Source organism: Microbacterium kyungheense, assembly GCF_006783905.1.
Classification (GTDB): Bacteria; Actinomycetota; Actinomycetes; order Actinomycetales; family Microbacteriaceae; genus Microbacterium; species Microbacterium kyungheense.
Window position 1 is genome coordinate 721,772 of record NZ_VFPE01000002.1, and the last position, 23,771, is coordinate 745,542.

At 71.3% G+C, this 23,771-nt stretch carries 25 protein-coding genes and 2 tRNA genes; 19 read left to right on the top strand and 8 right to left on the bottom strand.

What is annotated here, in order from left to right; translation table 11 throughout:
• Positions 1-13: 13 nt before the first annotated feature.
• Entirely contained in the window at positions 14-937 is a 924-nt protein-coding gene (locus tag FB391_RS10120; protein ID WP_141894279.1) for an aminoglycoside phosphotransferase family protein, read from the bottom strand.
• Positions 938-1,028: 91 nt separating this feature from the next.
• Here FB391_RS10120 and FB391_RS10125 point away from each other — a divergent pair, with 91 nt between their 5' ends.
• From FB391_RS10125 to FB391_RS10140, 4 genes are all read left to right on the top strand, one after another.
• Positions 1,029-1,808, top strand: coding sequence for a DeoR/GlpR family DNA-binding transcription regulator (locus FB391_RS10125; protein ID WP_141894280.1), 780 nt, complete (start codon positions 1,029-1,031; stop codon positions 1,806-1,808).
• A complete protein-coding gene (locus tag FB391_RS10130) occupies positions 1,805-2,746 on the top strand; it encodes a 1-phosphofructokinase family hexose kinase (protein ID WP_141894281.1) in 942 nt (313 codons plus the stop codon). Before FB391_RS10125 ends, FB391_RS10130 begins: the two co-directional genes overlap by 4 nt.
• A gap of 41 nt (positions 2,747-2,787) precedes the next feature.
• On the top strand, positions 2,788-4,836 hold the full coding sequence (locus FB391_RS10135) for a PTS fructose transporter subunit IIABC (RefSeq protein ID WP_141894282.1): 2,049 nt from the start codon (positions 2,788-2,790) through the stop codon (positions 4,834-4,836).
• 80 nt (positions 4,837-4,916) lie between these two features.
• Positions 4,917-5,186: an HPr family phosphocarrier protein gene (locus tag FB391_RS10140; protein ID WP_141894283.1), complete on the top strand. Its 270-nt coding sequence runs from the start codon at positions 4,917-4,919 to the stop codon at positions 5,184-5,186.
• Positions 5,187-5,290: 104 nt separating this feature from the next.
• On the opposite strand, the gene FB391_RS10145 is transcribed toward FB391_RS10140, so the two are convergent.
• Positions 5,291-5,926 carry an MBL fold metallo-hydrolase gene (locus tag FB391_RS10145; RefSeq protein ID WP_141894284.1) on the bottom strand — a complete coding sequence of 212 codons (636 nt, stop codon included), beginning with the start codon at positions 5,924-5,926 and terminating at the stop codon, positions 5,291-5,293.
• A 108-nt stretch (positions 5,927-6,034) separates the two neighbouring features.
• Between FB391_RS10145 and FB391_RS10150 the strand changes: the two genes are divergently transcribed.
• Positions 6,035-6,110: transfer RNA gene (locus tag FB391_RS10150), tRNA-Glu, on the top strand.
• Between the two features lie 40 nt (positions 6,111-6,150).
• Positions 6,151-6,223, top strand: a tRNA-Glu gene (locus FB391_RS10155).
• A gap of 65 nt (positions 6,224-6,288) precedes the next feature.
• On the opposite strand, the gene FB391_RS10160 is transcribed toward FB391_RS10155, so the two are convergent.
• The 4 genes from FB391_RS10160 to FB391_RS10175 are packed head-to-tail and all read right to left on the bottom strand — an operon-like array spanning position 6,289 to position 8,778.
• Positions 6,289-6,639, bottom strand: coding sequence for a DUF202 domain-containing protein (locus FB391_RS10160; RefSeq protein WP_141894285.1), 351 nt, complete (start codon positions 6,637-6,639; stop codon positions 6,289-6,291).
• A complete protein-coding gene (locus FB391_RS10165) occupies positions 6,636-6,998 on the bottom strand; it encodes a YidH family protein (protein ID WP_141894286.1) in 363 nt (120 codons plus the stop codon). The genes FB391_RS10160 and FB391_RS10165 overlap by 4 nt, the downstream gene beginning before the upstream one ends.
• 29 nt (positions 6,999-7,027) lie before the next feature.
• Positions 7,028-8,212, bottom strand: a complete 1,185-nt coding sequence (locus FB391_RS10170; RefSeq protein ID WP_141894287.1) for a DUF4349 domain-containing protein — start codon at positions 8,210-8,212, stop codon at positions 7,028-7,030.
• Entirely contained in the window at positions 8,209-8,778 is a 570-nt protein-coding gene (locus tag FB391_RS10175; RefSeq protein ID WP_141894288.1) for an RNA polymerase sigma factor, read from the bottom strand. The genes FB391_RS10170 and FB391_RS10175 overlap by 4 nt, the downstream gene beginning before the upstream one ends.
• Positions 8,779-9,045: 267 nt before the next feature.
• On the opposite strand from FB391_RS10175, the gene FB391_RS10180 reads away from it, so the two are divergent.
• The 7 genes from FB391_RS10180 (at position 9,046) to FB391_RS10210 (ending at position 16,729) form a co-directional block, all read left to right on the top strand.
• A complete protein-coding gene (locus FB391_RS10180) occupies positions 9,046-10,083 on the top strand; it encodes a TerC family protein (protein WP_141894289.1) in 1,038 nt (345 codons plus the stop codon).
• Between the two features lie 195 nt (positions 10,084-10,278).
• Entirely contained in the window at positions 10,279-11,751 is a 1,473-nt protein-coding gene (leuC, locus tag FB391_RS10185; protein WP_141894290.1) for a 3-isopropylmalate dehydratase large subunit, read from the top strand.
• Between the two features lies 1 nt (position 11,752).
• Entirely contained in the window at positions 11,753-12,349 is a 597-nt protein-coding gene (leuD, locus tag FB391_RS10190; protein WP_141894291.1) for a 3-isopropylmalate dehydratase small subunit, read from the top strand.
• 111 nt (positions 12,350-12,460) lie between these two features.
• Entirely contained in the window at positions 12,461-13,843 is a 1,383-nt protein-coding gene (gene murA / locus FB391_RS10195) for a UDP-N-acetylglucosamine 1-carboxyvinyltransferase (RefSeq protein WP_185843029.1), read from the top strand.
• Positions 13,818-14,612 (top strand): lysophospholipid acyltransferase family protein, encoded by a 795-nt coding sequence (locus FB391_RS10200; RefSeq protein ID WP_425462947.1) that lies wholly within the window; start codon positions 13,818-13,820, stop codon positions 14,610-14,612. Before murA ends, FB391_RS10200 begins: the two co-directional genes overlap by 26 nt.
• Entirely contained in the window at positions 14,602-15,738 is a 1,137-nt protein-coding gene (locus tag FB391_RS10205) for an NAD(P)H-dependent glycerol-3-phosphate dehydrogenase (protein ID WP_141894293.1), read from the top strand. Before FB391_RS10200 ends, FB391_RS10205 begins: the two co-directional genes overlap by 11 nt.
• Positions 15,638-16,729, top strand: a complete 1,092-nt coding sequence (locus tag FB391_RS10210; protein ID WP_141894294.1) for a D-alanine--D-alanine ligase family protein — start codon at positions 15,638-15,640, stop codon at positions 16,727-16,729. Before FB391_RS10205 ends, FB391_RS10210 begins: the two co-directional genes overlap by 101 nt.
• Positions 16,730-16,744: 15 nt before the next feature.
• On the opposite strand, the gene FB391_RS10215 is transcribed toward FB391_RS10210, so the two are convergent.
• Complete coding sequence (locus FB391_RS10215; RefSeq protein ID WP_141894295.1) at positions 16,745-17,236, bottom strand: DUF3515 family protein; 492 nt, start codon at positions 17,234-17,236, stop codon at positions 16,745-16,747.
• Positions 17,237-17,300: 64 nt separating this feature from the next.
• Between FB391_RS10215 and thiL the strand changes: the two genes are divergently transcribed.
• Both thiL and FB391_RS10225 read left to right on the top strand, forming a co-directional pair.
• A complete protein-coding gene (thiL, locus tag FB391_RS10220) occupies positions 17,301-18,296 on the top strand; it encodes a thiamine-phosphate kinase (protein WP_141894296.1) in 996 nt (331 codons plus the stop codon).
• 42 nt (positions 18,297-18,338) lie between these two features.
• The gene (locus FB391_RS10225; RefSeq protein WP_185843030.1) at positions 18,339-19,721 is read left to right on the top strand and encodes a serine hydrolase domain-containing protein; all 1,383 of its coding nucleotides are present in this window, start codon (positions 18,339-18,341) and stop codon (positions 19,719-19,721) included.
• Here the strand turns inward: FB391_RS10225 and rsmD are convergent.
• Complete coding sequence (gene rsmD, locus FB391_RS10230; RefSeq protein ID WP_141894298.1) at positions 19,682-20,242, bottom strand: 16S rRNA (guanine(966)-N(2))-methyltransferase RsmD; 561 nt, start codon at positions 20,240-20,242, stop codon at positions 19,682-19,684. The genes FB391_RS10225 and rsmD overlap by 40 nt on opposite strands.
• A gap of 22 nt (positions 20,243-20,264) precedes the next feature.
• Here rsmD and FB391_RS10235 point away from each other — a divergent pair, with 22 nt between their 5' ends.
• The 4 genes from FB391_RS10235 to rpmF are packed head-to-tail and all read left to right on the top strand — an operon-like array spanning position 20,265 to position 23,762.
• Complete coding sequence (locus FB391_RS10235) at positions 20,265-22,427, top strand: ATP-dependent DNA helicase RecG (RefSeq protein WP_141894299.1); 2,163 nt, start codon at positions 20,265-20,267, stop codon at positions 22,425-22,427.
• Positions 22,428-22,465: 38 nt separating this feature from the next.
• Positions 22,466-22,963 carry a pantetheine-phosphate adenylyltransferase gene (coaD, locus tag FB391_RS10240; protein ID WP_141894300.1) on the top strand — a complete coding sequence of 166 codons (498 nt, stop codon included), beginning with the start codon at positions 22,466-22,468 and terminating at the stop codon, positions 22,961-22,963.
• Positions 22,964-23,004: 41 nt separating this feature from the next.
• Positions 23,005-23,550, top strand: coding sequence for a YceD family protein (locus FB391_RS10245; RefSeq protein WP_141894724.1), 546 nt, complete (start codon positions 23,005-23,007; stop codon positions 23,548-23,550).
• Between the two features lie 2 nt (positions 23,551-23,552).
• The gene (gene rpmF, locus FB391_RS10250) at positions 23,553-23,762 is read left to right on the top strand and encodes a 50S ribosomal protein L32 (RefSeq protein WP_141894301.1); all 210 of its coding nucleotides are present in this window, start codon (positions 23,553-23,555) and stop codon (positions 23,760-23,762) included.
• Positions 23,763-23,771 lie beyond the last annotated feature (9 nt).

Consider the following 23,771-nt stretch of genomic DNA (forward strand, 5'->3'; position numbering starts at 1 on the left):
TCAGTGGATGCCGTCACGCCGGCGGATCCGCGAGCACGTGCGTGACGGCATCCGATCCGAGCGCGAAGTAGTCGGGGTTGTCGTCGCTGTGCACGAGCAGCACCAGCGCGACAGCGGCCGCCCACGCGTGGGCGCGCCGCCAGGTCGCGGTGTCGTAGTGTGCTCCGGTGGCGGCGATGAATCGCGCGCGGCCGGCGGCGTCGAAGGCGAGCCAGGCGACGGCGAGGTCGTACGCGGGGTCGCCGGCGGTCACGTCGCCGAAGTCGATGAGGCCCGCGAGCGCGCCGTCGCGTGAGACGAGGTTGCCGGGATGCAGGTCGCCGTGGATCCAGACCGGCGGCCCGTTCCAGCCGGGCGTCCGCAGTCCCTCCTGCCAGGCGGCGGTGAGCGCGTCGGCGGTGGCCTCGTCGAGGACGCCGGTCTCGCGCGCGGTGGCGATCCGCTCGGCGAACGCCGCGGCGCGGGTCTGCAGCGGCCGCCCGCGCACGGGGTTGACCGGAAAGTCCGCCGGGGCTTCGGTGTGCAGTGCGACCAGGGCCGCGGCGAGCTGGTCGGCCCAGCCGGCGCGCGCCGCCCGCGGCACGTCCAGTCCGGCGTCGCCCTCGATCCAGCGGACCACCGACCACGCCCACGGGTAGTCGCCTGACGGCGCGCCGCACACGACCGGCGCGGGCACCGGGACGCCGAGTGGCGCAAGCCGCTCGGCGATCCCGGGAAGCACGCGCTGCTCGCTGAGGACGAGCGGGGCCGCGAGGTCGCGCCGGGGAAGGCGCACCGCGTACTCGGCTCCGAGGCGCCACACCTCGCTGTCCCAGCCCTCGGCGACCTTCTCCAGGGGCAGCTCGGCGGCATGCGGGATGGACTGCGCCTGCTCGATCACCAGCCGGCGCACGAGAGCGGTGTCGATGTCGATCTCTGCCGTGGGCTTGTCGTGCATCGTTCGAACCTACTCCCGCGTCGGGTGAAGCGCTCTTGTGTTTATGTTGGAGCATGTTGTAATGTGTGGGAATCCACGGAAGGACCCGCAGATGTACGCAACGGAGCGCCACGAGCAGATCGAGCTCCTGCTGGCCGCGCAAGGCCGCGTCAGCGTCGTCGAGCTGGCAGAGCGCTTCGACGTCACCACCGAGACGATCCGGCGCGATCTCGATCACCTGGAGGGCGTCGGCGCCCTGCGCCGGGTGCACGGCGGCGCGGTCGGCCGTGAGCGTGCGAGCACGCGCGAGCCCTCGCTCGCCGAGCGTCTCGAACACCACGGCAGTGCGAAGACCGCGATCGGCACCCGGGCGCTCGACGCGCTGGGCGCGGACTTCAGCGGTTCGCTCTTCCTCGACGCGGGCACCACGACCGCGGCCGTCGCCGCCTCGCTGGCGCCCCGACTCGTGTCCGAACGCATCGAGGTCGTCACGCACTCCCTGACGCTCGGCCATGCGCTGGCCGCCGTCCCCGGCGCGTCCCTGTCGCTCATCGGCGGCCGCGTGCGCGGGCTCACAGCGGCAGCCGTCGGCGCCGACACCGTGCGCGCGATCGGCGCTCTCCGGCCGGACGTGGCGTTCATCGGCACCAACGGCCTGTCGGCCGCGTTCGGCCTCAGCACCCCCGACCCCGATGAGGCCGCCGTCAAGCGCGCGATCGTCACCGCCGCCCGTCGCGTGGTGGTGGTCGCGGATGCCGAGAAGTTCGGGGCCGAGCTGCTCGTCGGCTTCGCGCCGCTGGAGGCGATCGACGTGCTCGTCACCGACGCGGCTCCCGATGCCGAGCTCGCGTCCGCCCTCGCGGACGCCGACGTGGAGGTCTGGCTGTCATGATCGTCACCCTCACCGCGAATCCGTCCCTCGATCGCACGATCACGCTGCCCGCGCCGCTGCAGGTGGGCGATGTGCAGGGTGCCCAGTCCGCTCGCGAGGATGCCGGCGGCAAAGGCATCAACGTCGCCCGCGCAGTCGTCGCCGCCGGCGAGCCGTGTGTCGCGGTGCTGCCGCTCGCGATGGACGACCCGTTCGACACCGCGCTGCGGGGGAGCGGCCTGGACGCGCATCGCGTCCCCATCGCCGGCCACGTGCGCGCGAACCTCGCCATCACGGACCCGGCGGGGATCACCACGAAGCTGAACCTGCCCGGCGCCCGCCTGTCGCCCGACGAGATCTCGGCCGTCGTCGATGCCACCGTCACCGCGGCGGCCGGGGCGCGCTGGCTCGTGCTCGCGGGCTCCCTGCCACCCGGCGTGCCCGACGACTTCTACGTGCGGGTGATCGAGGCGGTCCGTGCGGTGCACGGTGCGCAGGCGCCGTTGATCGCCGTCGACGCATCCGGGCCGGCACTGGCGGCGGCAGTCGCGCACGGGCACCCCGATCTCATCAAGCCCAACGACGAAGAGCTGGGCGACCTGGTCGGCGCGGACCTGACCGGCGCCGACGCGCAGACGGCTCTCGACGTCGCACGGGCGCTCGTTCCCGACCGCGTCGGCGCAGCACTGGTCACCCTCGGCGCGCGCGGCGCGCTGCTCGTGGACGCGGACGGCGCCTGGGCGGCCGTCCCGCCGCCCATCCGCGTCGTCAGCACCGTCGGTGCGGGCGACAGTTCGCTCGCCGGCTACGTGCTCGCCCACGTCCGTGGGCAGCAGGCGGACGAACGGCTGCGCCTGGCCGTCCACTACGGAGCGGCGGCGGCATCCCTCCCGGGTACTCAGGCCCCCGCGCCCGATGACCTTCCCCTCGGCGACGTGCCCCTCACGCGCCTGACCTGAATCCTCTCCACCCGAACGACCCACAGAAACCGGAGGCCATCATGGCCGACACCATCACCCCAGGGCTTGTGAGCCTGGACGCCGTCCTCGGCGACGACAAGTCCGCCGTCATCCGGGCGCTCGCCGAGCGCGTCGTCGCGCAGGGACGCGCGACGGACGCCGAAGCGCTGTACGCCGACGCATGGGCGCGCGAGCAGAAGGACGAGACCGGCCTTCCGGGCGGCATCGCCATCCCGCACGCGAAGAGCGCCGCCGTCACGACCCCCTCGCTCGCGTTCGCGCGCCTGACGCCGGGGGTCGACTTCGGCGCGCCGGACGGCGCGGCCGACCTCGTGTTCCTGATCGCGGCACCCGCCGACGCGGCCGAGGCCCACCTCGCGGTGCTGTCCAAGCTCGCCCGCAGCCTCATGCAGGAGGACTTCACGGCGGGCCTGCGCGCCGCCTCGTCAGCGGATGACGTGGTGACGATCGTGCGCACGGCCATCGGCGAGGGGGATGCCGCGCCCCAGCCCGCCGCGGCGCCAGCGGCCTCAGCGCCTGCGGGAGCGCCCGCTCCGGCGGCACATGCTGTCGACGGGCCGAGCATCGACGGCCGCCCCGCCCGCATCGTCGCGGTGACGGCATGCGCCACGGGGATCGCGCACACGTTCATGGCAGCCGATGCGCTGACGGCGGCGGGCAAGAAGGCCGGCATCGACATGATCGTCGAGCCGCAAGGATCCAGCGGCTACCAGGCGCTGCCGCGAGAGGTCATCGACGGTGCCGACGCGGTCATCTTCGCCACCGACGTCGACGTGCGCGAGCCGCAGCGGTTCGCCGGCAAGCCGGTGGTGCGCTCGGGCGTCAAACGCGGCATCGAGCAGCCCGCGCAGCTGATCGCCGAGGCGGTCGCGGCGGCGAAGGACCCGTCGGCGACCCGTGTCGGCGGCGAGGCGGCGGCCGCGGCATCCACTCCCGCCGAGAAGCTGTCGTGGGGCGCCCGCATCCAGCGGATCCTCCTCACCGGCGTGAGCTACATGATCCCGTTCGTCGCGGGCGGCGGACTGCTCATCGCCCTCGGATTCCTGCTGGGCGGCTACGACGTCACGGCGGACGCGAAGGACGTCATCCTCCAGAATTCGCTGTGGGACCTCCCCGCGGGCGGGCTCGGCCAGTACCTCGGCTCGGTCGCCTTCATGATCGGCGCGACGTCGATGGGCTTCCTGGTGCCGGCGCTGGCCGGCTACATCGCCTTCGCGATCGCCGACCGCCCCGGCATCGCGCCGGGTTTCGTGGCCGGTGCCGTCGCCGTGCTCATGAACGCGGGCTTCATCGGCGGCATGGTCGGCGGCCTCCTCGCCGGTTTCGTGGCGTGGTGGATCGGCACGTGGTCGGTGCCCCGCTGGCTGCGGGGTCTCATGCCGGTGGCGATCATCCCGCTCCTCGCGTCCATCGTCGCGTCGGGGCTGATGGTGCTGTTCCTGGGCCGCCCCATCGCCGCCCTCATGGAGGGCCTCAACGCGTGGCTGACCGACCTCGCCGGCACCTCGGGCATCGTGGTGGTCGGCATCATCCTCGGGCTCATGATGTGCTTCGACCTCGGCGGGCCGGTCAACAAGGTCGCGTACGCGTTCGCGACCGCAGGGCTCGCGGCGGGCTCGCCCGAGAACCCGACTCCGTACCTCATCATGGCGGCGGTCATGTGCTCGGGCATGGTGCCCCCGCTCGCGATGGCGCTCGCATCGACCGTCCTCGCGCGTCCGCTGTTCCCGCCGGTCGAGCGCGAGAACGGCAAGGCGGCGTGGCTGCTGGGCGCAGCGTTCATCAGCGAGGGCGCGATCCCGTTCGCCGCGGCCGATCCGCTGCGGGTCATCCCGGCATCGATGCTGGGCGGGGCGGTCACCGGAGCCCTGTCGATGGCGTTCGGCGTGCAGTCGCTCGCTCCGCACGGCGGCATCTTCGTCTTCTTCGCGATCAACCCGATCTGGGGCTTCGTCATCGCCCTTGCCGCGGGCACCGTGGTGTCGGCGTTCGCCGTCATCGGGCTCAAGCGCTTCGTGGCCCGCAAGGAGCTCGAGCAGGCCGAATCCGGCGTACCCGTGGCGGCCTGACCCGCTCGTCAGACAGAATCGGATCGTCGACGCGCCCACTTCCGTTCCGACGGGCGCGTCGGACCAGACAGGAGAGAACCATGGCAGAACGTCAGGCCACCATCGCGAGCAGCTCGGGGCTGCACGCGCGCCCCGCGAAGCTGTTCGTGCAGGCCGTCCAGTCCCAGCCCGTCCCGGTGACCATCGCCGTCGAGGGCGGAGCCGACCTCAACGCGGGCAGCATCCTGTCGCTCATGGGGCTCGGCGCATCGCAGGGCACGGTCGTGACGCTCAAGGCCGAGGGCGAGGGCGCCGAGAAGGCGCTCGACGAGCTCGTGGCCCTGCTCGAGACCGATCTCGACGCACAGTAGGCGGACTCTCGCCCCGCTTCGGCGCGGGTGAGCGAAGACGAGACGACGGATGCCGCGGGTCGAAGCCGCCGCAGCATCCGTCGTTTCGTGCGTCCGGGGGAGCGTCAGATGTCGACGGACTCGCCCGGGTCGAGGCGGAGGAGCTCGCCGCCGTCCTGCTCCGCGGCCCAGCCGAGGCGGCCGCGTCCCATGTCGCGTCCCGCGACCGACAGGGTGAGATCGTGCGTCCCGAACACCTGTCGCGGCTTGACCGCGAGCACGAAGTCCATGGCCTCGCCGATCTTGAGCCACGGCGCGCCCACCGGCGCGGCGAGCAGCTTCACCGGTCGCCCGGGCTCGGCGTACGAGTCGCCCGGGTAGTAGAAGTCGTCGTTGACGAGCACGCCCACGTTGTCGACGACGGGGATCGAGCGGTGGATCACCGCGTGCGTGCCGCCGAAGAACTCCAGGCGGAACGGCTCGACCTCGACGACATCCCCGGGGCGGACGACCGTCACGTCGAAGCCGGCCGCGGCCTTCGCGACGCCTTCCGGGCCGTAGATGGGCGTGCCGGGGAACTGCTCCACGATGCGCTGGAGGTGCTCGGGCGTCCAGTGGTCGGCGTGCTCGTGCGTGATGACGACCGCGACGACGCCTTCCAGCTCGCCGAGCGGGGCCGTGAACGAGCCGGGGTCGATGACGACCGTCCGGCTGCTGTCGGTGAGGGTGAGCGTCGCGTGCTCGAACTTGGTGACTCGCATGGCTCGAGTCAAGCGGTCCCGAGCCGCCGTCGGCAAGCCGGGGCGCCGGTGCCGCGTCGATTTGGACGGGGCATGCGGGGCGTGGCATAATCGAACGGTTGCCTGAACGGCCCCATCGTATAGCGGCCTAGTACGCCGCCCTCTCACGGCGGTAACGCGGGTTCGAATCCCGCTGGGGTCACCAGTCAGGCAACACCCGGAGTTCGCGCTCCGGATCGCTGTACGGCCCCATCGTATAGCGGCCTAGTACGCCGCCCTCTCACGGCGGTAACGCGGGTTCGAATCCCGCTGGGGTCACAACGACGCAACGCCCCCGCAGTCCTCCACGACTGCGGGGGCGTTGCGGTTTCCCGGGGCTGTTGTCAGGTCCACCACAGCACCACGACGGCCGAGAGCACCCCGCAGCCCACGACGAACAGCGTCAGCATCAGCATGAGCCCGCTGCCGGGCAGGTCCTCGGGGCGTCCGTCGAGCAGGGCCGCCGTGACGCGACGGTGGCGCAGCTGCGCGCGGAACCACAGCAGCACCGCGAACGCGAGCCCGGCGATGCCGGGGATGAGCCATGCCGCAGCCCAGACGGGGTCGCCGACGACGGCGGGGAGGACGCGCAGCGACAGCAGCGAACCTACGCCGATGGCCAGCGCCGTGCGCCGCCAGGCGAGCTCCGTCCGCTCCGGCTGCAGGCCGGGGTCGAACAGCGCCCGGCCGGTCATCGGAGCACGACGCCCAGCAGGACGAGCGCGCCGACCAGCACGATCGTCGCCGCGAGGGCGAGGCTCGTCGCAGACCCGGGCAGCGGTGCGCCGACGCGCATGGCACGCTCGGTCCGGCCCCACTCCGACCACGCGAGGATGGGCACGATCACGCCGGCGGCGATGAGCACGAGGGACGCGGCCAGCCGCAGCCCCGGCTGCAGGTCCAGGCCGAGCGCCTCCAGCGCCACGCCGCCCGCGATGAGAGCGAGGGCCGTGCGGTTCCAGGCGAGGAACGTGCGTTCGTTGGCCAGGCTGAACCGCGCGTCCGGCTCCTCGCCGCTCTGGTACACCGACCGGGGGAATCTGCGTGACGTCACCGTCCCACAGTATCCACGGCCGGTGCGGCTCACCCCTGGCGTTCGTCGATGGACGCCGTGCGCTCCGCCGTCCGGGCGGACCGCGCCGCGCGCCGCCGGCGCACCGCGCGGACGATGAGCCACACGATGACCGCCGCGACGGCGGCCACGGCGAGCCACGGGATGAGGAAGCCGATCGCCACCACAATGCCGTTGAGCGTCGCGACGAGTCCGTTCCACCCCGCCGCGAGGCCGTCGCCGAAGCCCGCGGGGTCGGCGGCCACCGGTTCGACATCGGGGGTGAGGGTCACCGACAGCGTCGACAGGGCGACCTGGTCGTCGAGCATCTTGAGCTGCTGCTGGTACGACTCCAGGAGTGCCTGGCGCTCTGACAGCGCGGACTCCGCCGCGATCAGGTCTGAGACGCTCTGCGCCTGAGCCATGAGGGCGGTGAGGCGGTCGACCGACGCCTGCGCGGCGTCGATGCGGGCCTGCAGGTCGACGGTCTGCGAGGTGACGTCCTGCCGGTTGACGTCGGTCGCCGTGACCGTGCCGAGGTCGTCGAGCGAGCCGAGCACGGCGGTGAGCTCGTCGGCGGGCACGCGCACCGTGATCCAGGCGCCGTCCGTGGGAACCGGGTACGGCATGACGTCGGGCGCGACGACGCCGCCGAGCGTGTCGCCCTGCCTCGGCTCGACGGGCTGGCCGGTGCCGTCTGTGCCGATGCTCATCGACTCGACATAGCCGCCGTGGGCGGCTGCCGTACCGGCGACCGTGCGTGCGGCGGCGTTCACGTCGTCGACGGTGACCGTGGCCGACGCGGTGGTCACGACGTCGCGTCCGGCCGCCTGCGCGGCAGAATCCGCGGCGGCGCCGCCTGCCGCGTCGAGCTCGCCCGCCAGCGGAGCGGAGTCGCGCGAGCCCGAGCTGGATTCCGCCGTGCTGTCGGCGGCTCCTGTGTCGGGCGCGGCGGGGGCGATGGCCGAGCCGTCGGAGGTTCCGGTCGGCGAGACCAGCGTGCCGACGGACGGCGCGATGACGGCGGCGACGACGATCACCGCGGCCGCAGCCCCGCCGGCGATCCAGTAGCGCCCCCGTCGCCTGCGCTGCGCGGTCGACCGCGTGCGCTCCCGCGCGATGTCGGCGAACAGCGCGTCCTCGATCTCGTCGATGCGCTGCGGGCTGAGCTCCGGAAGGGATGCCGCACCCCGCGGATCCCGTGGCTGCGTGTTCATGTGCTCTCCTTCACGACGGTCCGGAGGCGCGTCCGGATGCGGGAGAGACGGTTGCGGACGACGCCGTGGGCGACGCCGAGCTGCTCGGCGGCCGCCTGGTATGCGTAGCCCTCGGTCGCGCACAGCCGGAAGATCTCGCGGTCCAGGTCGCCGAGGCCGGACACCTCTCGCAGGATCGCGTCGGCGAGTGCCGCATCGACGACCTGCTGCTCGACGTCGATCGTGTCGGGCAGGCTCTCATCTGCGGGGGCGACGTTGTGCTCCCGGTCGCGGCGCTGACGGCGGACGCGGTTCGCTGCCTGGAACCGGCAGATGGTCGCCAGCCACGGCAGCAGCGACTCGCCCGCCAGTTCGAAGCCGGGGAGCTTGCGCCAGGCGACGAGGAAGGTCTCCTGAGTGACCTCCTCGGCATCCGCGGGGTTGCCGACCAGGCCGTGGGCGAGCCAGTACACCGGGCGCACGTAGGCGCGGTAGATGGTGCGGAAGGCGCGCTCGCTCCCGCCCGCGGCCAGCGCCGCCAGTGCGGCGTCGTCCTGCGGGTCGTCGCGCGAGCCGTCGTCAGCCATCCCCGTCCTCCGAACCCTCGAATCATCTCTCACTCAACCGGTGTCGGCACAGAGCCGATCGTCTCAGCCGGATGCGCCGGGATGGCGCGGGTGCGGCATCCCGAGCCTGTATCCTGATGCGAGCGAGAGGGAGTATCCCGTAACCGCGCATCCGTCATCACGGGTCCCGACAGAGCGACCCCGGGTGTGCGACGCAGGCCGGTCGGCCCGTGGGGGAGAGACTTTCGGATTCGACCGACCCCTCCTCGCCCTCTCGAAAGGCCCGCAATGGACCTCGACCTCCCGCTGTGGTTCGAAATCGGATCCCTCGTGATCCTGACGCTCATCCTCATCGCCGACCTGCTGCTGATCCTCAAGCGCCCCCACATCCCGTCGGCGAGGGAGTCCACGCTGTGGGTCCTGTTCTACGTCACGCTGGCGCTGATCTTCGCGGGCCTGATGTGGATCTTCGCCGGCGGCGAGTACGCCGGGCAGTTCGTGGCCGGCTGGCTCACCGAGTACAGCCTCTCGATCGACAACCTGTTCGTCTTCGTGCTGATCATGAGCCAGTTCGCGGTGCCGCGCCGTTACCAGCAGGAAGTGCTGATGGTCGGCATCATCATCGCCCTCGTGCTGCGCGGCGTGTTCATCATGCTCGGCGCCGCGATCATCGAGCAGTTCAGCTGGGTGTTCTACCTGTTCGGGGCGTTCCTGGTCTGGACGGCGATCAGGCAGGCCTTCCCCGGCGGCGACCACGAGGACGACGTCAAGCAGGAGGGGTTCGTCGTCCGCGTGCTCCGCCGCTTCATCGACATCAGCGACGAGTACGACGGCGCCAAGGTGCGCACCGTCGTCGGCGGCAAGAAGATGTGGACCCCGATGATCATCGTGTTCGTCACGATCGGCGTCACCGACCTGCTGTTCGCGATCGACTCGATCCCTGCGATCTTCGGCATCACCCAGAGCGCGTTCATCGTCTTCACCGCGAACATCTTCGCCCTGATGGGCCTGCGCCAGCTGTACTTCCTGCTCGGCGATCTGCTCGACCGCCTGCGCTATCTCCACTACGGCATCGCGTTCATCCTCGCGTTCATCGGCCTGAAGCTCGTCTTCCACGCCATGCACGTCAACGAGCTGCCCTTCATCAACGGCGGCGAGCCCATCGAATGGGCGCCCGAGATCTCGACCTGGATGTCGCTCGGCGTCATCGTCGTGTCGATGGCTGTGGCGACGATCGCGAGCCTCATCGCGTCCGCCCGTGACAAGCGGAACGACGTGGATGCCGCACCCGCCGTCGAGGAGCCCGCAGGCCCGGACGCGCACTGAGGCCGGGTCCGCACGAGCCGAGGTCCACCGCGCCGGTGGTAGCCTGGGCTCGTGCGGATCGCTCGCCTTCTCCTTAGCGGCCGCGACGAGTCCTAGTTCCAGGCCTCCCTCGTCGCGGAGTTCGTCGCGGGCCCCCACCCCTCACGGCCCCGGTTTGTCGCGGGCGCCGTCTCATCCGAGGAGAACGACAGAGCAATGAGCACGATCGACGCATCCGGCATCCCGGACCGCCCCCGCACCCTGGCCGAGAAGGTCTGGGACGACCACGTCGTCGTCCGCGGCGAGGACGGCCAGCCGGATCTCATCTACATCGACCTGCATCTGGTGCACGAGGTCACGAGTCCGCAGGCCTTCGACGGCCTTCGCGCCGAGGGGCGTCCCGTTCGGCGGCTCGACCTGACGATCGCCACCGAGGACCACAACACTCCGACGCTCGACATCGACAAGCCGATCGCCGACCTCACCAGCCGCACGCAGATCGAGACGCTGCGCCGCAACGCCGAGGAGTTCGGCGTCCGCCTGCACTCGCTGGGCGACAAGGAGCAGGGCATCGTCCACGTCGTCGGCCCGCAGCTCGGACTCACGATGCCGGGCATCACCGTCGTGTGCGGCGACTCGCACACCTCGACCCACGGCGCGTTCGGCGCGATGGCCTTCGGCATCGGCACGAGCGAGGTCGAGCATGTGATGGCGACGCAGACGCTGCCGCTCAAGGCCTTCAAGACGATGGCGATCACCGTCGAAGGCCAGCTCAAGCCCGGTGTCACCGCGAAGGACATCATCCTCGCGATCATCGCGAAGATCGGGGCCAACGGCGGTCAGGGCTACGTGCTCGAGTACCGCGGCAGCGCCATCCGGTCCCTCTCTATGGAGGGGCGGATGACGATGTGCAACATGTCGATCGAGGCGGGCGCCCGCGCCGGCATGATCGCCCCCGACGAGACGACGTTCGCCTACCTGGAGGGCCGTCCCCACGCGCCGCACGGCCAGGACTGGGACGACGCGGTCGCCTACTGGCGGACGCTGCCGAGCGACGAGGGCGCCGTCTACGACGCCGAGGTCTTCCTCGACGCCGACGAGCTCGAGCCCTTCGTCACGTGGGGGACGAACCCGGGGCAGGGCGTGTCGCTGTCGGGTGTCGTGCCGACCCCGTCCGACATCGCCGACCCCAACGAGCGCGCGGCCGCCGAGCGTGCACTGGAGTACATGGACCTGCAGCCGGGGACGGCGCTGAAGTCCGTCCCGGTCGATGCCGTCTTCATGGGATCGTGCACGAACAGCCGAATCGAGGACCTGCGCGCCTTCGCGTCGGTGGTCAAGGGCCGCAAGAAGGCCGAGGGCGTCCGCGTGATGGTCGTCCCGGGCTCCGCCCGCGTCCGGCTGGAGGCCGAGGCAGAGGGTCTCGACAAGGTCTTCGAGGAGTTCGGAGCGGAGTGGCGCTTCGCGGGGTGCTCGATGTGCCTGGGCATGAACCCCGACCAGCTCGCACCCGGGGAGCGCTGCGCCTCGACGAGCAACCGCAACTTCGAAGGTCGCCAGGGCAAGGGCGGCCGCACCCACCTGGTCTCTCCGCTCGTGGCTGCGGCGACCGCCGTGCGCGGCACGCTCTCCAGTCCGAGCGACCTCCACGAGCTCGTCGGATCGGCCGCAGACGGACAGGGAGCCTGACATGGAGAAGTTCACCACGCACACCGGCATCGTCGCGCCGCTGAAGCGCTCGGCGGTCGACACCGACCAGATCATCCCGGCCGTCTACCTCAAGCGCGTCACCAAGACCGGATTCGACGACGCCCTGTTCGCCAGCTGGCGCCAGGACCCGGAGTTCGTGCTGAACCAGCCCGCCTACCAGGGCGCCAGCATCCTCGTCGCCGGTCCCGACTTCGGCACGGGGTCCAGTCGCGAACACGCCGTGTGGGCGCTGCGCGACTTTGGCTTCAAGGTGGTCCTGAGCCCGCGCTTCGCCGACATCTTCCGGGGCAACGCCGGTAAGCAAGGCCTGGTCACAGGCGTGATCTCGGAGTCCGACCTCGAGGCGGTGTGGGCCGCCGTCGAAGCCGACCCCGGCATCCGGATGACTGTCGATCTGCAGGCGCGGACGGCGGCGATCGGCGCGCTGGAGGTCCCTTTCGACATCGACGATTACACTAGGTGGCGGCTTCTCGAAGGGCTCGATGACATCGGGCTCACGCTGCGCGAAGCCGACAGGATCGCGCAGTTCGAGGCGCGCCGCGAGGCGTGGCGGCCGCGGACGCTTCCCGTTCCGTGAGCCGGGTCGGGCACCCCACCAGGGTGCCCGGTCCACAGCCGACCGCCCTCGGGCCAACACCCGGGCACCCCTCGGGCGACAGCCCCCGACCAATACAGTGAGGTCCACCGGATGAAGTCGCTTCTGAATGTCGCCGCGGGCGCCGAGACGATCGCGAAGTCGGGAGAGAAGCACGTGAACGGTGAAGTCCTCGCCATCCGCGGCGGTCGCCCGCTGACGGGTCGCGTCGAGGTGAAGGGCGCCAAGAACCTCGTCACCAAGGCGATGGTCGCCGCCCTCCTCGGCGAGACGACGAGCACGCTGCGCGACGTCCCCGACATCAGCGACGTCGCGGTGGTGCGCTCCCTGCTGGAGGTGCACGGCGTCCGCGTATGGGACGGCGAAGAGGAGGGGACCCTCCACTTCGACCCGAGCGGGGCCGTCGCGGCGCACTTCGAAGAGATCGACGCCCACGCCGGCGCCTCGCGCATCCCGATCCTGTTCTGCGGGCCGCTGCTGCACCTGCTCGGTGAGGCGCTCATCCCCGACCTCGGCGGCTGCCGCATCGGCGACCGCCCGATCAACTTCCACATGGACGCGCTGCGCGCGTTCGGCGCCGTGGTCGACAAGAGCTACGAGGGCATCCGCATCACTGCCCCCGACGGCCTGCACGGCGCGAACATCGAGCTCCCGTACCCGAGCGTCGGAGCGACCGAGCAGGTGCTGCTGACCGCGGTCAAGGCGAAGGGCACGACGGAGCTGCGGGGCGCCGCGATCGAGCCCGAGATCATGGACCTGATCGCCGTGCTGCAGAAGATGGGCGCGATCATCTCCTACGAGCCCAATCGCGTGATCCTCATCGAGGGCGTCGACACGCTGCAGGGCTACGACCACCGCGCGATCTTCGACCGCAACGAGGCGGCCTCGTGGGCGTGCGCCGCGCTCGCGACCGACGGCGACATCTTCGTCGGCGGCGCCCGTCAGCAGGAGATGCTGACGTTCCTCAACGTCTTCCGCAAGGCGGGCGGCTGGTTCGACGTGCGCGAGGACGGCATCCAGTTCCGTCGCGACGGCGCGCTCAAGCCGGTCGTCGTCGAGACCGACGTCCACCCCGGCTTCATGACGGACTGGCAGCAGCCGCTCATCGTGGCGCTCACCCAGGCCGAGGGCACGTCGACGGTCCACGAGACCGTGTACGAGAACCGCCTGGGGTTCACCGAGGCGCTCAACCAGATGGGCGCCGACATCGTCGTGCACCCGGACGGCATCGACGCGCCCGGCCGCCGTGTCGCCCGCCGGGCCCTCGAGCAGGCGGCCGTGATCAACGGGCCGACGCCGCTGCACGGTGCGGACGTCGTGGTGCCCGACCTGCGCGGCGGCTACAGCTACGTGATCGCGGCGCTCACCGCGGAAGGCGAGTCGGTGGTGCGCAACATCGGCATCATCCGCCGCGGGTATGAGAAGTTCCTCACCAAGCTCGAGATGCTCGGTGCCGACTTCGACGTCATCGGGTGACCCGTTGAGCCCCCGTCGTCCGCGCGCTTCGAGCGAGAAGACGCGTCCGAGCCTGTTCTGGCCGCTCGCGGCCATCGTCGTCCCGCTCATGGGTCTGGTTTTCAAGGTCGAGATCGAGGGATCGGAGAAGCTGCCGCGGGACGGCGCATTCGTCCTCGCGCCCAACCACGTGAGCGAGATCGACCCGCTCGTGGTCGCCCTCGCCGTGTGGCGCATGGGTCGAGCGCCGCGGTTCATGGCCAAGGAGAGCCTGTTCCGCGTGCCCGTCCTCGGCTGGGTGCTTCGCCACACCGGAATGGTGCCGGTGTCGCGGGCGACGTCCGCGGCCGCGGCGCGCGCGACGCTGGAGGCGTCCGAGACGCTCGTCCGCCACGGTCGCGGCGTGATCGTCTACCCGGAGGGATCGCTCACGCGCGAACCGGACCTGTGGCCGATGCGCGGCAAGACCGGTGCGGTCCGGCTGGCGCTGGCCGGCGGCATCCCGATCATCCCGATGGCGCAATGGGGCGCGCAGCAGGTGCTTCCCCGCTACGGCAAGCTCAAGCTCTGGCCGCTGCGCCGCCGCGTGCGCGTGATCGTCGGCGACCCGGTCGACGTGTCGGCGTACGCCGACACCGCGACCTCGCAGACGGCCCTGGTCGCCGCCACCGACGTCGTGATGGCCGACATCGCGGGGCTGCTGTCGCAGCTGCGCGGCGAGCCTGCACCCGCGGTCCGGTGGAACCCCGCCGACCACGGGCAGAGAGAGACGGGGCGCCTTGAGCCGTAGGCAGGATTCCACCCGGCCGCGCGTCGCCGTCGTCGGTGCCGGGAGCTGGGGCACGACGTTCGGCAAGGTCCTCGCCGACGGTGGTGCGCACGTCACCATGTGGGCCCGACGGCCCGAGCTCGCCGGCGAGATCCAGGAGGGCAAGCGCAACAGCGAGTACCTTCCCGGCATCAACCTCCCGCGCGACATGCATGCGACGCACCACCTGTCGGAGGCGCTGGAGGGGGCCGAGCAGGTGTACCTGTCGATCCCCAGCCAGGCGGTCCGTCAGAACCTCAAGGCGGTGCGCCCGCTGATCGCGAAGACCGACGCGCCCATCGTGTCGCTGATGAAGGGCGTCGAACGCCGCACCGGCCTGCGCATGAGCCAGGTCATCGAGCAGGAGCTGGGCTGCGATCCTGCCCGCATCGCCGTGGCATCCGGCCCCAACCTCGCCCTCGAGATCGCCCGCGAGCAGCCGACGGCCGCGGTGATCGCCTCGATCAGCCAAGAGACCGCAGAGGCCGTCGCCCGCCGTGCGCGCAACACCTACTTCCGCACCTTCGTCAACACCGACGTCATCGGCACCGAGTTCGGTGGAGTCCTCAAGAACCTCATCGCCGTCGCGATCGGCATCGTCGACGGCGTCGGCTACGGCGAGAACACCAAGGCGTCGATCATCACGCGCGGCCTCGTCGAGATGACCGACTTCGCCGTCGCCTTCGGTGCGCACCCCGAGACGCTTCAGGGCCTCGCGGGTCTCGGCGACCTCATCGCGACGTGCCAGTCGCCGCTCAGCCGCAACAACACCGCCGGGCGCCTGCTCGGCCAGGGCTACCGCTTCGACGACGTGGTCAAGCAGATGAACCAGACGGCGGAGGGGCTCGCATCGGTCGCGCCCATCCTGCAGCTGGCGCGCGAGGTCGGCGTGCAGATGCCGATCGTCGAGCAGGTCAAGATGGTGCTCGACGGCACCATGAACCCTCGCGACATCGCGCCCCACCTGACGACAGACGACGACACCCCGCAGGGGGAGAGGACGCAGAATGGACAAGCCGGCGGTGGCGGTGCTCTTTGGCGGTCGATCCAGCGAGCACTCGATCAGTTCCGCAACGGCGGGAGGGGTGCTGCGGGCGATCGACCGTGACCGGTACCGGGTGATCCCGATCGGCATCACCCGCGACGGCGTGTTCGTCCTGGAGGACGACGACCCCGACAAGTTCGCACTCGACGCCGACCGTCTCCCCGAGGTCGTCGACAACGGCACGCGCGTGGTGTGGCCCGAGGGCGGCGCCGACCGCGTGCTGCGGGTGCGCCGCGCCGACGGCGGCGTCGACGAGCTCGGCCGCCTCGACGTCGTGCTGCCGATCCTCCACGGTCTGCACGGCGAGGACGGCACCGTCCAGGGCTTCTTCGACACGCTCGGCATCCCCTACGCGGGCGGTGGCGTGCTCGACTCGGCGCTGTGCATGGACAAGCACTTCATGAAGATCGTGCTGGCCGCCGCGGGCGTGCCGGTGTCGCCCTGGGTGACGGTCACGCGCTCCCGCTGGGAGAGCGACCCCGAAGGCGTGCGAGCGGATGCCGCGGCTCTCGGCGAGCCGTCCTTCGTGAAGCCCGCGCGCGCCGGGTCGAGCGTCGGCGTGTCGAAGGTCCACGTCGCCTCCGAGCTGGATGCCGCGCTCGCGCTGGCGTTCGCGGAGGACGACAAGGTGCTCATCGAGTCGGCGATCGTCGGCCGCGAGGTCGAGGTCGCGGTGCTCGAGGGGCGGAACGGCTCCGGCGCCCGCGCCTCGCTGCCCGGCGAGATCGTGCTGACCACACGCGAGTTCTACGACTTCGAGGGCAAGTACCTGGGCGGCTCCGGCGCTGACGTCGTGTGCCCGGCCGACCTCACGGAGGCCGAGATCGCCGCCATCCAGGAGCTCGGCATCCGCGCGTTCGACGCGGTGGACGGGCGCGGGCTCGCCCGCGTCGACTTCTTCCTCGCGGCTGACGGGCTCTACGTGAACGAGCTGAACACGATGCCCGGGTTCACGCCGATCTCGATGTTCCCGAAATGCTGGATCGCCTCGGGCATGACGTATCCCGAGCTCATCACCGAGCTGATCGACACGGCGCTGGAGCGCGCGGCCTGACGCGCCGCGGGCGATTCAGCCCGCGGTGGCGTCGTCGAGCAGCGTCTCGGTGTTGGTGCACGCCGAGTCGCTCGACGTGGCGTTCTGCACGACGCGTTCGCCGAGCTGGGTGAGCACCTCGTTGGGCGAGACGGTCTCGTTGTCGATGAACACCTCGACGGCGGGCTCGCGTCCGTAGGTCGTCACGAGGTACTTCGGCGCCTGTGTCTCGTCGACGATCCAGTCGACGCCGCCGAGCGTGATGCACTTGGCCTCGGTGGGGCCGGGCGGGGTGACGCCGCACCGCAGCAGGATGGCGGAGCCGTCGTTGCCCCAGGCGCCGGTGGCCTGCGCATCGGTCCAGATGCGCGACTGACCGTCGACCGTGTCGGGCAGGCGCACGCTCACCTCGGCGCACGCGGCGTCGTCGGCGCCCTTCGCCGGATCCATGTCGACCGTGGCCGAGCAGCCGGCGAGCCCGATCGCGGCGACGGCCGCGAGTCCGGCGGCGAGGAGGGTCGGGATCACGCGCACCCCTCCAGGCTAACCCGGCCGTGGCGGCATCCCGACCCGGCGACGGTACCGTGGACGGATGGTCGACGAGCACGCGGATCCGACGGTGGGCGAGCTGCGCGAGGGCGTGATCCTGCGGCACATCCTGGAGCGGCTCGGGGAGTCCAACGCCCTGGTCGGGCCGGGCGACGACGCCGCGGTGATCGCCGCGGCCGACGGCCGCGTCGTCGCGACGGTGGACACGCTCGTGCACGGTCCCGACTTCCGCCTCGCCTGGTCGAGCGCCTACGACCTCGGCTACAAGTCCGCGGCGGTGAACCTCGCCGATGTGGCAGCGATGGGGGCGACGCCGACCGCGCTGCTGGTGGCGCTGGCGATGCCCGAGACCACTCGCCTGTCGTTCGTCACCGGGCTCGCCGACGGACTCCGCGCCGCTTGCCGCGACCTCGCGCCCGGGTGCCGGGTCGAGGGCGGCGATCTCACGGTCTCGGACACGCTGACCGTCGCGGTCACCGCGCTCGGAGCTCTCGCCGGTCGCGCGCCGGTGCTGCGCTCAGGTGCGCGTGCCGGCGACATCGTCGCCGTCGCCGGCGGACTCGGCCGGGCCGCCCGAGGGCTGCGCGTGCTGTTCGAACGGTTCACGGATGCCGCGCGCGCGCCGCTCCCCGTCGACGAGAGCGTTCTCACGCCGGCCGAGCGCGATGACCTCGCCGCTCAGCTCCGCCCGGCGCCGCCGGTGGCGCTCGGCCCGATCGCGGCCGACGGGGGAGCGACGGCCATGATGGATGTGTCGGACGGGCTGCTGCTGGATGCCTCACGACTGGCCGAGGCATCCGGCGTCTCGCTCGTGCTCGACTCCGCGACACTCGGAGACGACCCGCACTCCGCACTGACCGGGGGCGAGGATCACGCTCTGCTCGCGACCTTCCCGCCCGATCTGCCGCTGCCGTCGGGGTTCCACCGCATCGGCCACGCGGTCTCGCGAGGCGCGGACCCTGTGCTCGTCGACGGCGCGCGCTATGAAGGCCGCACCGGCTGGGATCCCTATCGGGACTGGGACGCGCGCACCGGCTGACATACGGCGTGCGGCGTCGGTTCCGAGCGCTACGGTGACGTGGTGACCGATCTTCTTCCTCGCTCGACGCCTGAGCAGCAGTCCATCCCCGCGACGGCGATCGAGAGCTTCGTGGCCGCTCTGGGCCGCATCGCCCACGTCCACACGGTGACCGTCGTCCGCCACGGTCACGTCGTGGGCCAGGCGACGTGGGCGCCCTACGAACGCGACGACCAGACGGCCATGTACTCCGTGAGCAAGAGCTTCACGTCGATGGCGGCCGGCATCGCGATCGGCGAGGGTCGCTTCGGGCTCGACGACCGCGTGATCGACCTCCTGCCGGCCGTGACCCCGGACGCGCCGTCCGACCATCTGACGCAGCTGCGGGTGCGGCACCTGCTCACGATGACCACCGGACACACGTCAGAGGCCGAGCTGTGGGACGGTGACTGGGCGCGGGACACGCTGGCCGCGGAGCTCGTGCACGCCCCTGGGACGCACTGGATGTACAACACGCCGGCCACCCACCTCCTGTCGCTCATCGTGCAGACCCGCACCGGCGAACGCCTGCTCGACTACCTGCGTCCGCGACTGTTCGAGCCGCTCGGGTTCGTCGACCCCACCTGGCTGCAGAGCCCCACGGGAGTGGATGCCGGCGGCTTCGGACTCTCCATCCGGCCGGAGGAGCTGGCGGCCTTCGGTCAGCTCCTGCTGCAGCGCGGCACCTGGAAGGGCCGGCAGCTGGTGCCGGCGGAGTGGATCGACGAGGCGACGCGGCGGCAGGTGGCGAACGACCCCGGCGAGTCGGACTGGAACCAGGGGTACGGCTTCCAGTTCTGGCGGTGCCACCACGGGGCGTACCGCGGCGACGGCGCGTTCGGCCAGTACGTGGTGGTGATGCCCGAGCAGGACGTCGTTGTGGCGATCACCGGCGGCCTGCCCGACATGCAGCTGCCGCTGGACGCGGTGTGGGCGGAGCTGCTCCCAGCGCTCGACAGCGTGCCGGCGGCCCCGGCCGGCGGTGGCGCCGTCGTCGTCCCGACGACGGGGATCCCCGCGCCGGAAGGCGAGGTCCGTGCGGGGGAGGTCCTGCTCGAGTTCGACGATGCGCCGCTGCGTCGCCTCCGGATCGCCTCGGGCGTCCTCGACGTCGACGGATACGAGCTGCGCTGTCTTCCGGGGCAGTGGTCGGTGTCGACGTTCCCTGCCGATCCCGCGGTCGGGCGCCTCTGGTACGGCGACCGGGTGGCCGTGGTCGGCGGCTGGAACGGCGCACTGTTCACCGCCGACCTGCGCCTGCTGCAGGATGCCCGCACCCTGCGGATCCAGGTCGATCGTGACGGGCATATGCGGATCACGCAGGATGTCGGCTTCGAGGGCACGGAGCTGTGGGAAGGCGATGCCCGTCAGCCGGTGGTGGCCCACCAGAGCGTGGTGTCGCCGTAGCGCTTGGACCGCGTCGGCACGAGGCCGGAGGGCAACGCGGGCTCGGGCGAGCGCGAGGCGCGCTCGACGATGACGTCGGCGCCGTCGGCCACGAGCGGCGCGACCAGCGCGAGCGTGGCGGCGAGCTCGGTCTCGCCCACGTCGTAGGGCGGGTCGAGGAAGACGAGATCGAAGGGCCCCCGCGCCGCGCGCAGGTAGGCGTCGACCGCCGACCTGTGCACGCGGATCGCGATGCCGTCGCCGACCGCCTTCGTCACGCGCCCGGCGTTGCGCTGCGCCACGGTGGCGGCGCGCGGCGCCTTCTCCACGAGATCGACGGATGCGGCGCCCCGGCTGGCCGCTTCGAGCCCGAGTGCTCCGGAACCGGCGTACAGGTCCAGCACGGCGGCGCCGTCGAGGACTCCGGAGGCCTCCAGCGCCCCGAAGAGGGACTCGCGCACGCGGTCGCTGGTGGGGCGTGTGCCGGCGTCCGGCACGTCGAGGACGAGGGAGCCGGCGCGGCCCGCGATGATGCGCGTCACCCCCTCACGATAGCCTCGTCGTATGACGTCTTTCACCCTCGATTCGCGTCTCGGCGGCGCGATCGGCGGCAAGACGGCGGCCGCCCTCGAGCGCGCCTTCGGGATGAAGACCGTGGGCGATCTGCTCGTGCACTATCCGCGCCGCTATGCGCGCCGGGGTGAGCTCACCCCGATCTCGACCCTGCCGATCGGCGAGCCGGTGACGATCGTCGCCGAGGTGCGTCGCGTCAACGAGCGTCGCATGAAGAACCGCAACGGTTCGCTGCTGGAGGTCGTCATCAGCGACGGCAACGGCGAGATGTCGCTCACGTTCTTCAATCAGTCGTGGCGCGTGCGGGATCTGAGGCCGGGCCGCCAGGGCATCTTCGCGGGCAAGGTCGGCGTGTACCGCGGTGCGCAGCAGCTCGCGCACCCCGACTATGAGCTGTTCGACGACGAGGACGCCGCGCGGCTCAAGGCGGCCGAGAACGTTCACCTGCCGATCCCGATCTACCCCGCGACGAGTACGGTGGCCAGCTGGCAGCTGCAGAAGACGGTCGAGCTCGTGCTCGACGGCCTGGGAGAGATCCCCGAGCCGCTGCCGCCGGAGGTCCGGGCGCGGCACGACCTGCTCGACGCGCGCACGGCGCTGGAGCGCATCCACCGCCCGCAGCAGTTCGACGAGGTCGACCAGGCTCGTGCCACACTGCGGATGCAGGAGGCCTTCGTGCTGCAGGTGGCCCTGCTGCAGCAGCGCGCGTTCGTGCGTGCCATGTCGGCCACCCGGCGCAGCCCCGGATCGCTGCTCGAGCGCTTCGACGCGGCACTGCCGTTCCCGCTGACCCCGGACCAGGTGAGCGTGGGCGAGCAGGTCCGCCGCGACCTGCAGGGCGACTGGCCGATGAATCGCCTGGTGCAGGGCGAGGTCGGATCCGGCAAGACGCTCGTCGCGCTGCGCGCCATGCTGCAGGTCGCGCAGGACGGCGGCCAGTCCGCCCTCATCGCGCCGACCGAGGTGCTCGCTGCGCAGCATGTCCGGTCGATCGCGCGCATGCTCGGGCCACAGCTCGCGCCCGAGCTCATGCCGACGCTGCTGACCGGCCAGCTGCCGGCGGCCGATCGGCGCAAGGCGGCGCTGCGTGCGGCCTCGGGGCAGGCGCGCATCGTGGTCGGCACGCATGCGCTCCTGAGCGAGTCGACCACCTTCGCGGACCTCGGGCTCGTCGTCGTCGACGAGCAGCACCGGTTCGGCGTCGAGCAGCGCGAGTCGCTGCGGGCCAAGGGCTCGTCGCCGCACGCCCTCGTGCTGACGGCGACGCCGATCCCGCGGACCGTCGCGATGACGGTGTTCGGCGACCTCGACGTGTCGACGATCCGCACCATGCCGGCGGGCCGCGCCCCGATCGAGACGTTCGTCGCGCCGCTCGCCGAGCGACCGGGCTGGTTCGGCCGCGTGTGGGAGCGCATCGCCGAAGAGGTCGGCCAGGGGAGGCAGGCGTTCGTCGTATGCGCCGCGATCGACGCCGAGGCACTCACGAAGGACGACACCGCCGACGAGCCTGCCGGCGATGCGATGGGGGAGGCGCCTCGCACCCGCTGGGGCGTCGTGCAGGTCGCCGACCTGCTGTCGCGGCATCCCTCGTTCGCCGACATTCGGGTGCAGATCCTGCACGGCAAGATGCCGTCGGATGAGAAGGATGCCGTCATGCAGGCCTTCGCGCGGGGCGACGTCGACGTCCTCGTGGCGACGACCGTCGTCGAGGTCGGTGTGGACGTGCCCAACGCCTCGACGATGGCGATCCTCGAAGCGGATCGTTTCGGCGTCTCGCAGCTGCATCAGCTGCGTGGCCGCGTCGGCAGAGGCGGCGTGCCGGGGCTGTGCCTGCTGGTCACCGAAGCGGCGCAAGGCACCCCCGCGCGCGATCGCGTCGACGCGGTGGCCTCGACGCTCGACGGCTTCGCACTGGCCGAGGTGGACCTCGAACTGCGCGGCGAGGGCGACGTGCTGGGCGACGCGCAGTCCGGCGCCCGGTCGTCGCTGCGGCTGCTGCGTGTTGTGAAGGATGCCGACATCATCGCCGAGGCGCGCATCGCGGCCGAGAACGTCCTCGAAGACGACCCCGCGCTGACCCGCAACCCCGGCCTCGCCGCCGCGCTCGAGCACAGCGTCGGTATGGCGCAGCGCGCCGCGCTCGCCAAGAACTGAGCGCCGGACCCCCAGCCGCGGCCCAGTAAGCTTTCGGCATGAGCAGTCGGATCGCCGTCGTCCCGGGATCGTTCGATCCGCCGACCCTCGGTCATCTCGATGTCATCCGCCGTGCGGCGTCGCTGTACGACCAGCTGCACGTGCTGGTGGTCCACAACCCGGGCAAAGAGGCGATGCTGCCGATCGCGCAGCGTCAGTCGCTCCTGGAGCAGTCGATCGCCGAAGGAGGCATCGAGGGCGACGTCGTCGTGGCGTCGTGGAGCATGGGCCTGCTCGTCGACTACGCGACGGACGTGGGGGCCGGCGTGCTCGTCAAGGGCATCCGTTCGCAGGTGGACGTCGCCTACGAGACGCCGATGGCCATCGTCAACCGGCACCTCGCCCACGTCGAGACCGTATTCCTGCTGCCGGACCCTGCTCACGCGCTCGTCTCGAGTTCGCTGGTGCGGCAGGTCGCCTCGCTCGGCGGCGACGTCTCGCCGTACGTCCCCGCTGCTGTCGCGCGCTTCCTCGATACGGGCGCGCGGGGCATCTGACATCCGGACGCGGCTAGGCTGGGACCGTGGTCAGAAAGCATGTGACGGGTCCGTTTACGATCCCGGTCCGCGATCTCGTGCACCGTGCCGGCGAGATGCGCGAGCACTCGTTCGAGGTACCCGCGCCCGAGAAATGGGGCGAGGGTCTCGTGTCCGTCGCCGAGGGCGAGACGGTCGCCGTGGACGTGCGGCTGGAGTCGGTCCACGAGGGCATCCTGGTGTCCGGCGACGTCGACACGGAGTACACCGGAGTGTGCGGTCGATGCCTCACCGACATCGCCCAGGGGCTCCAAGTCGAGTTCCAGGAGCTTTTCGCGTATCCTGGAGAAGACGAAGCTGACTTCGAGGTTCAAGACGACCACGTGGATCTTGAAACTCTGGTCAGGGAAGCGGTCGTCCTGTCGCTTCCATTTCAGCCGGTATGTCAGCCGGATTGCCCCGGCCTTGATCCGGCCACGGGTGAGCGACTGACCACGAGTGCCGGTGCAGAGCTGAGCCAGCCGGCCGATCCACGATGGGCCGCGCTCCAGGACTTCACCCCAGACGTTCCCCGCTCGCGCGGGGATGATCCGACAGAAGAGAGTTAGCCATGGCAGGTAACCCCCCGAAGCGCAAGGTTTCCCGTTCGAACACCCGCTCGCGCCGCGCGCAGTGGAAGGCCACGCCGACCACGCTCGTCAAGACCGTCGAGAACGGCAAGACGGTCTACAGCCGTCCGCACCAGGCGAAGGTCGTCACCGACTCGCAGGGCACCGAGCTGTTCCTCGAGTACAAGGGCCGCAAGGTCGCCGACGTCTGATCGTCGCAC

Coding starts and splice junctions, on each gene's coding strand:
- FB391_RS10120 (WP_141894279.1), bottom strand. CDS start 937: ATGCACGACAAGCCCACGGCAGAGATCGACATCGACACCGCTCTCGTG.
- FB391_RS10125 (WP_141894280.1), top strand. CDS start 1,029: ATGTACGCAACGGAGCGCCACGAGCAGATCGAGCTCCTGCTGGCCGCG.
- FB391_RS10130 (WP_141894281.1), top strand. CDS start 1,805: ATGATCGTCACCCTCACCGCGAATCCGTCCCTCGATCGCACGATCACG.
- FB391_RS10135 (WP_141894282.1), top strand. CDS start 2,788: ATGGCCGACACCATCACCCCAGGGCTTGTGAGCCTGGACGCCGTCCTC.
- FB391_RS10140 (WP_141894283.1), top strand. CDS start 4,917: ATGGCAGAACGTCAGGCCACCATCGCGAGCAGCTCGGGGCTGCACGCG.
- FB391_RS10145 (WP_141894284.1), bottom strand. CDS start 5,926: ATGCGAGTCACCAAGTTCGAGCACGCGACGCTCACCCTCACCGACAGC.
- FB391_RS10160 (WP_141894285.1), bottom strand. CDS start 6,639: ATGACCGGCCGGGCGCTGTTCGACCCCGGCCTGCAGCCGGAGCGGACG.
- FB391_RS10170 (WP_141894287.1), bottom strand. CDS start 8,212: ATGAACACGCAGCCACGGGATCCGCGGGGTGCGGCATCCCTTCCGGAG.
- FB391_RS10175 (WP_141894288.1), bottom strand. CDS start 8,778: ATGGCTGACGACGGCTCGCGCGACGACCCGCAGGACGACGCCGCACTG.
- FB391_RS10180 (WP_141894289.1), top strand. CDS start 9,046: ATGGACCTCGACCTCCCGCTGTGGTTCGAAATCGGATCCCTCGTGATC.
- leuC (WP_141894290.1), top strand. CDS start 10,279: ATGAGCACGATCGACGCATCCGGCATCCCGGACCGCCCCCGCACCCTG.
- leuD (WP_141894291.1), top strand. CDS start 11,753: ATGGAGAAGTTCACCACGCACACCGGCATCGTCGCGCCGCTGAAGCGC.
- murA (WP_185843029.1), top strand. CDS start 12,461: ATGAAGTCGCTTCTGAATGTCGCCGCGGGCGCCGAGACGATCGCGAAG.
- FB391_RS10210 (WP_141894294.1), top strand. CDS start 15,638: ATGGACAAGCCGGCGGTGGCGGTGCTCTTTGGCGGTCGATCCAGCGAG.
- thiL (WP_141894296.1), top strand. CDS start 17,301: ATGGTCGACGAGCACGCGGATCCGACGGTGGGCGAGCTGCGCGAGGGC.
- FB391_RS10235 (WP_141894299.1), top strand. CDS start 20,265: ATGACGTCTTTCACCCTCGATTCGCGTCTCGGCGGCGCGATCGGCGGC.
- coaD (WP_141894300.1), top strand. CDS start 22,466: ATGAGCAGTCGGATCGCCGTCGTCCCGGGATCGTTCGATCCGCCGACC.
- rpmF (WP_141894301.1), top strand. CDS start 23,553: ATGGCAGGTAACCCCCCGAAGCGCAAGGTTTCCCGTTCGAACACCCGC.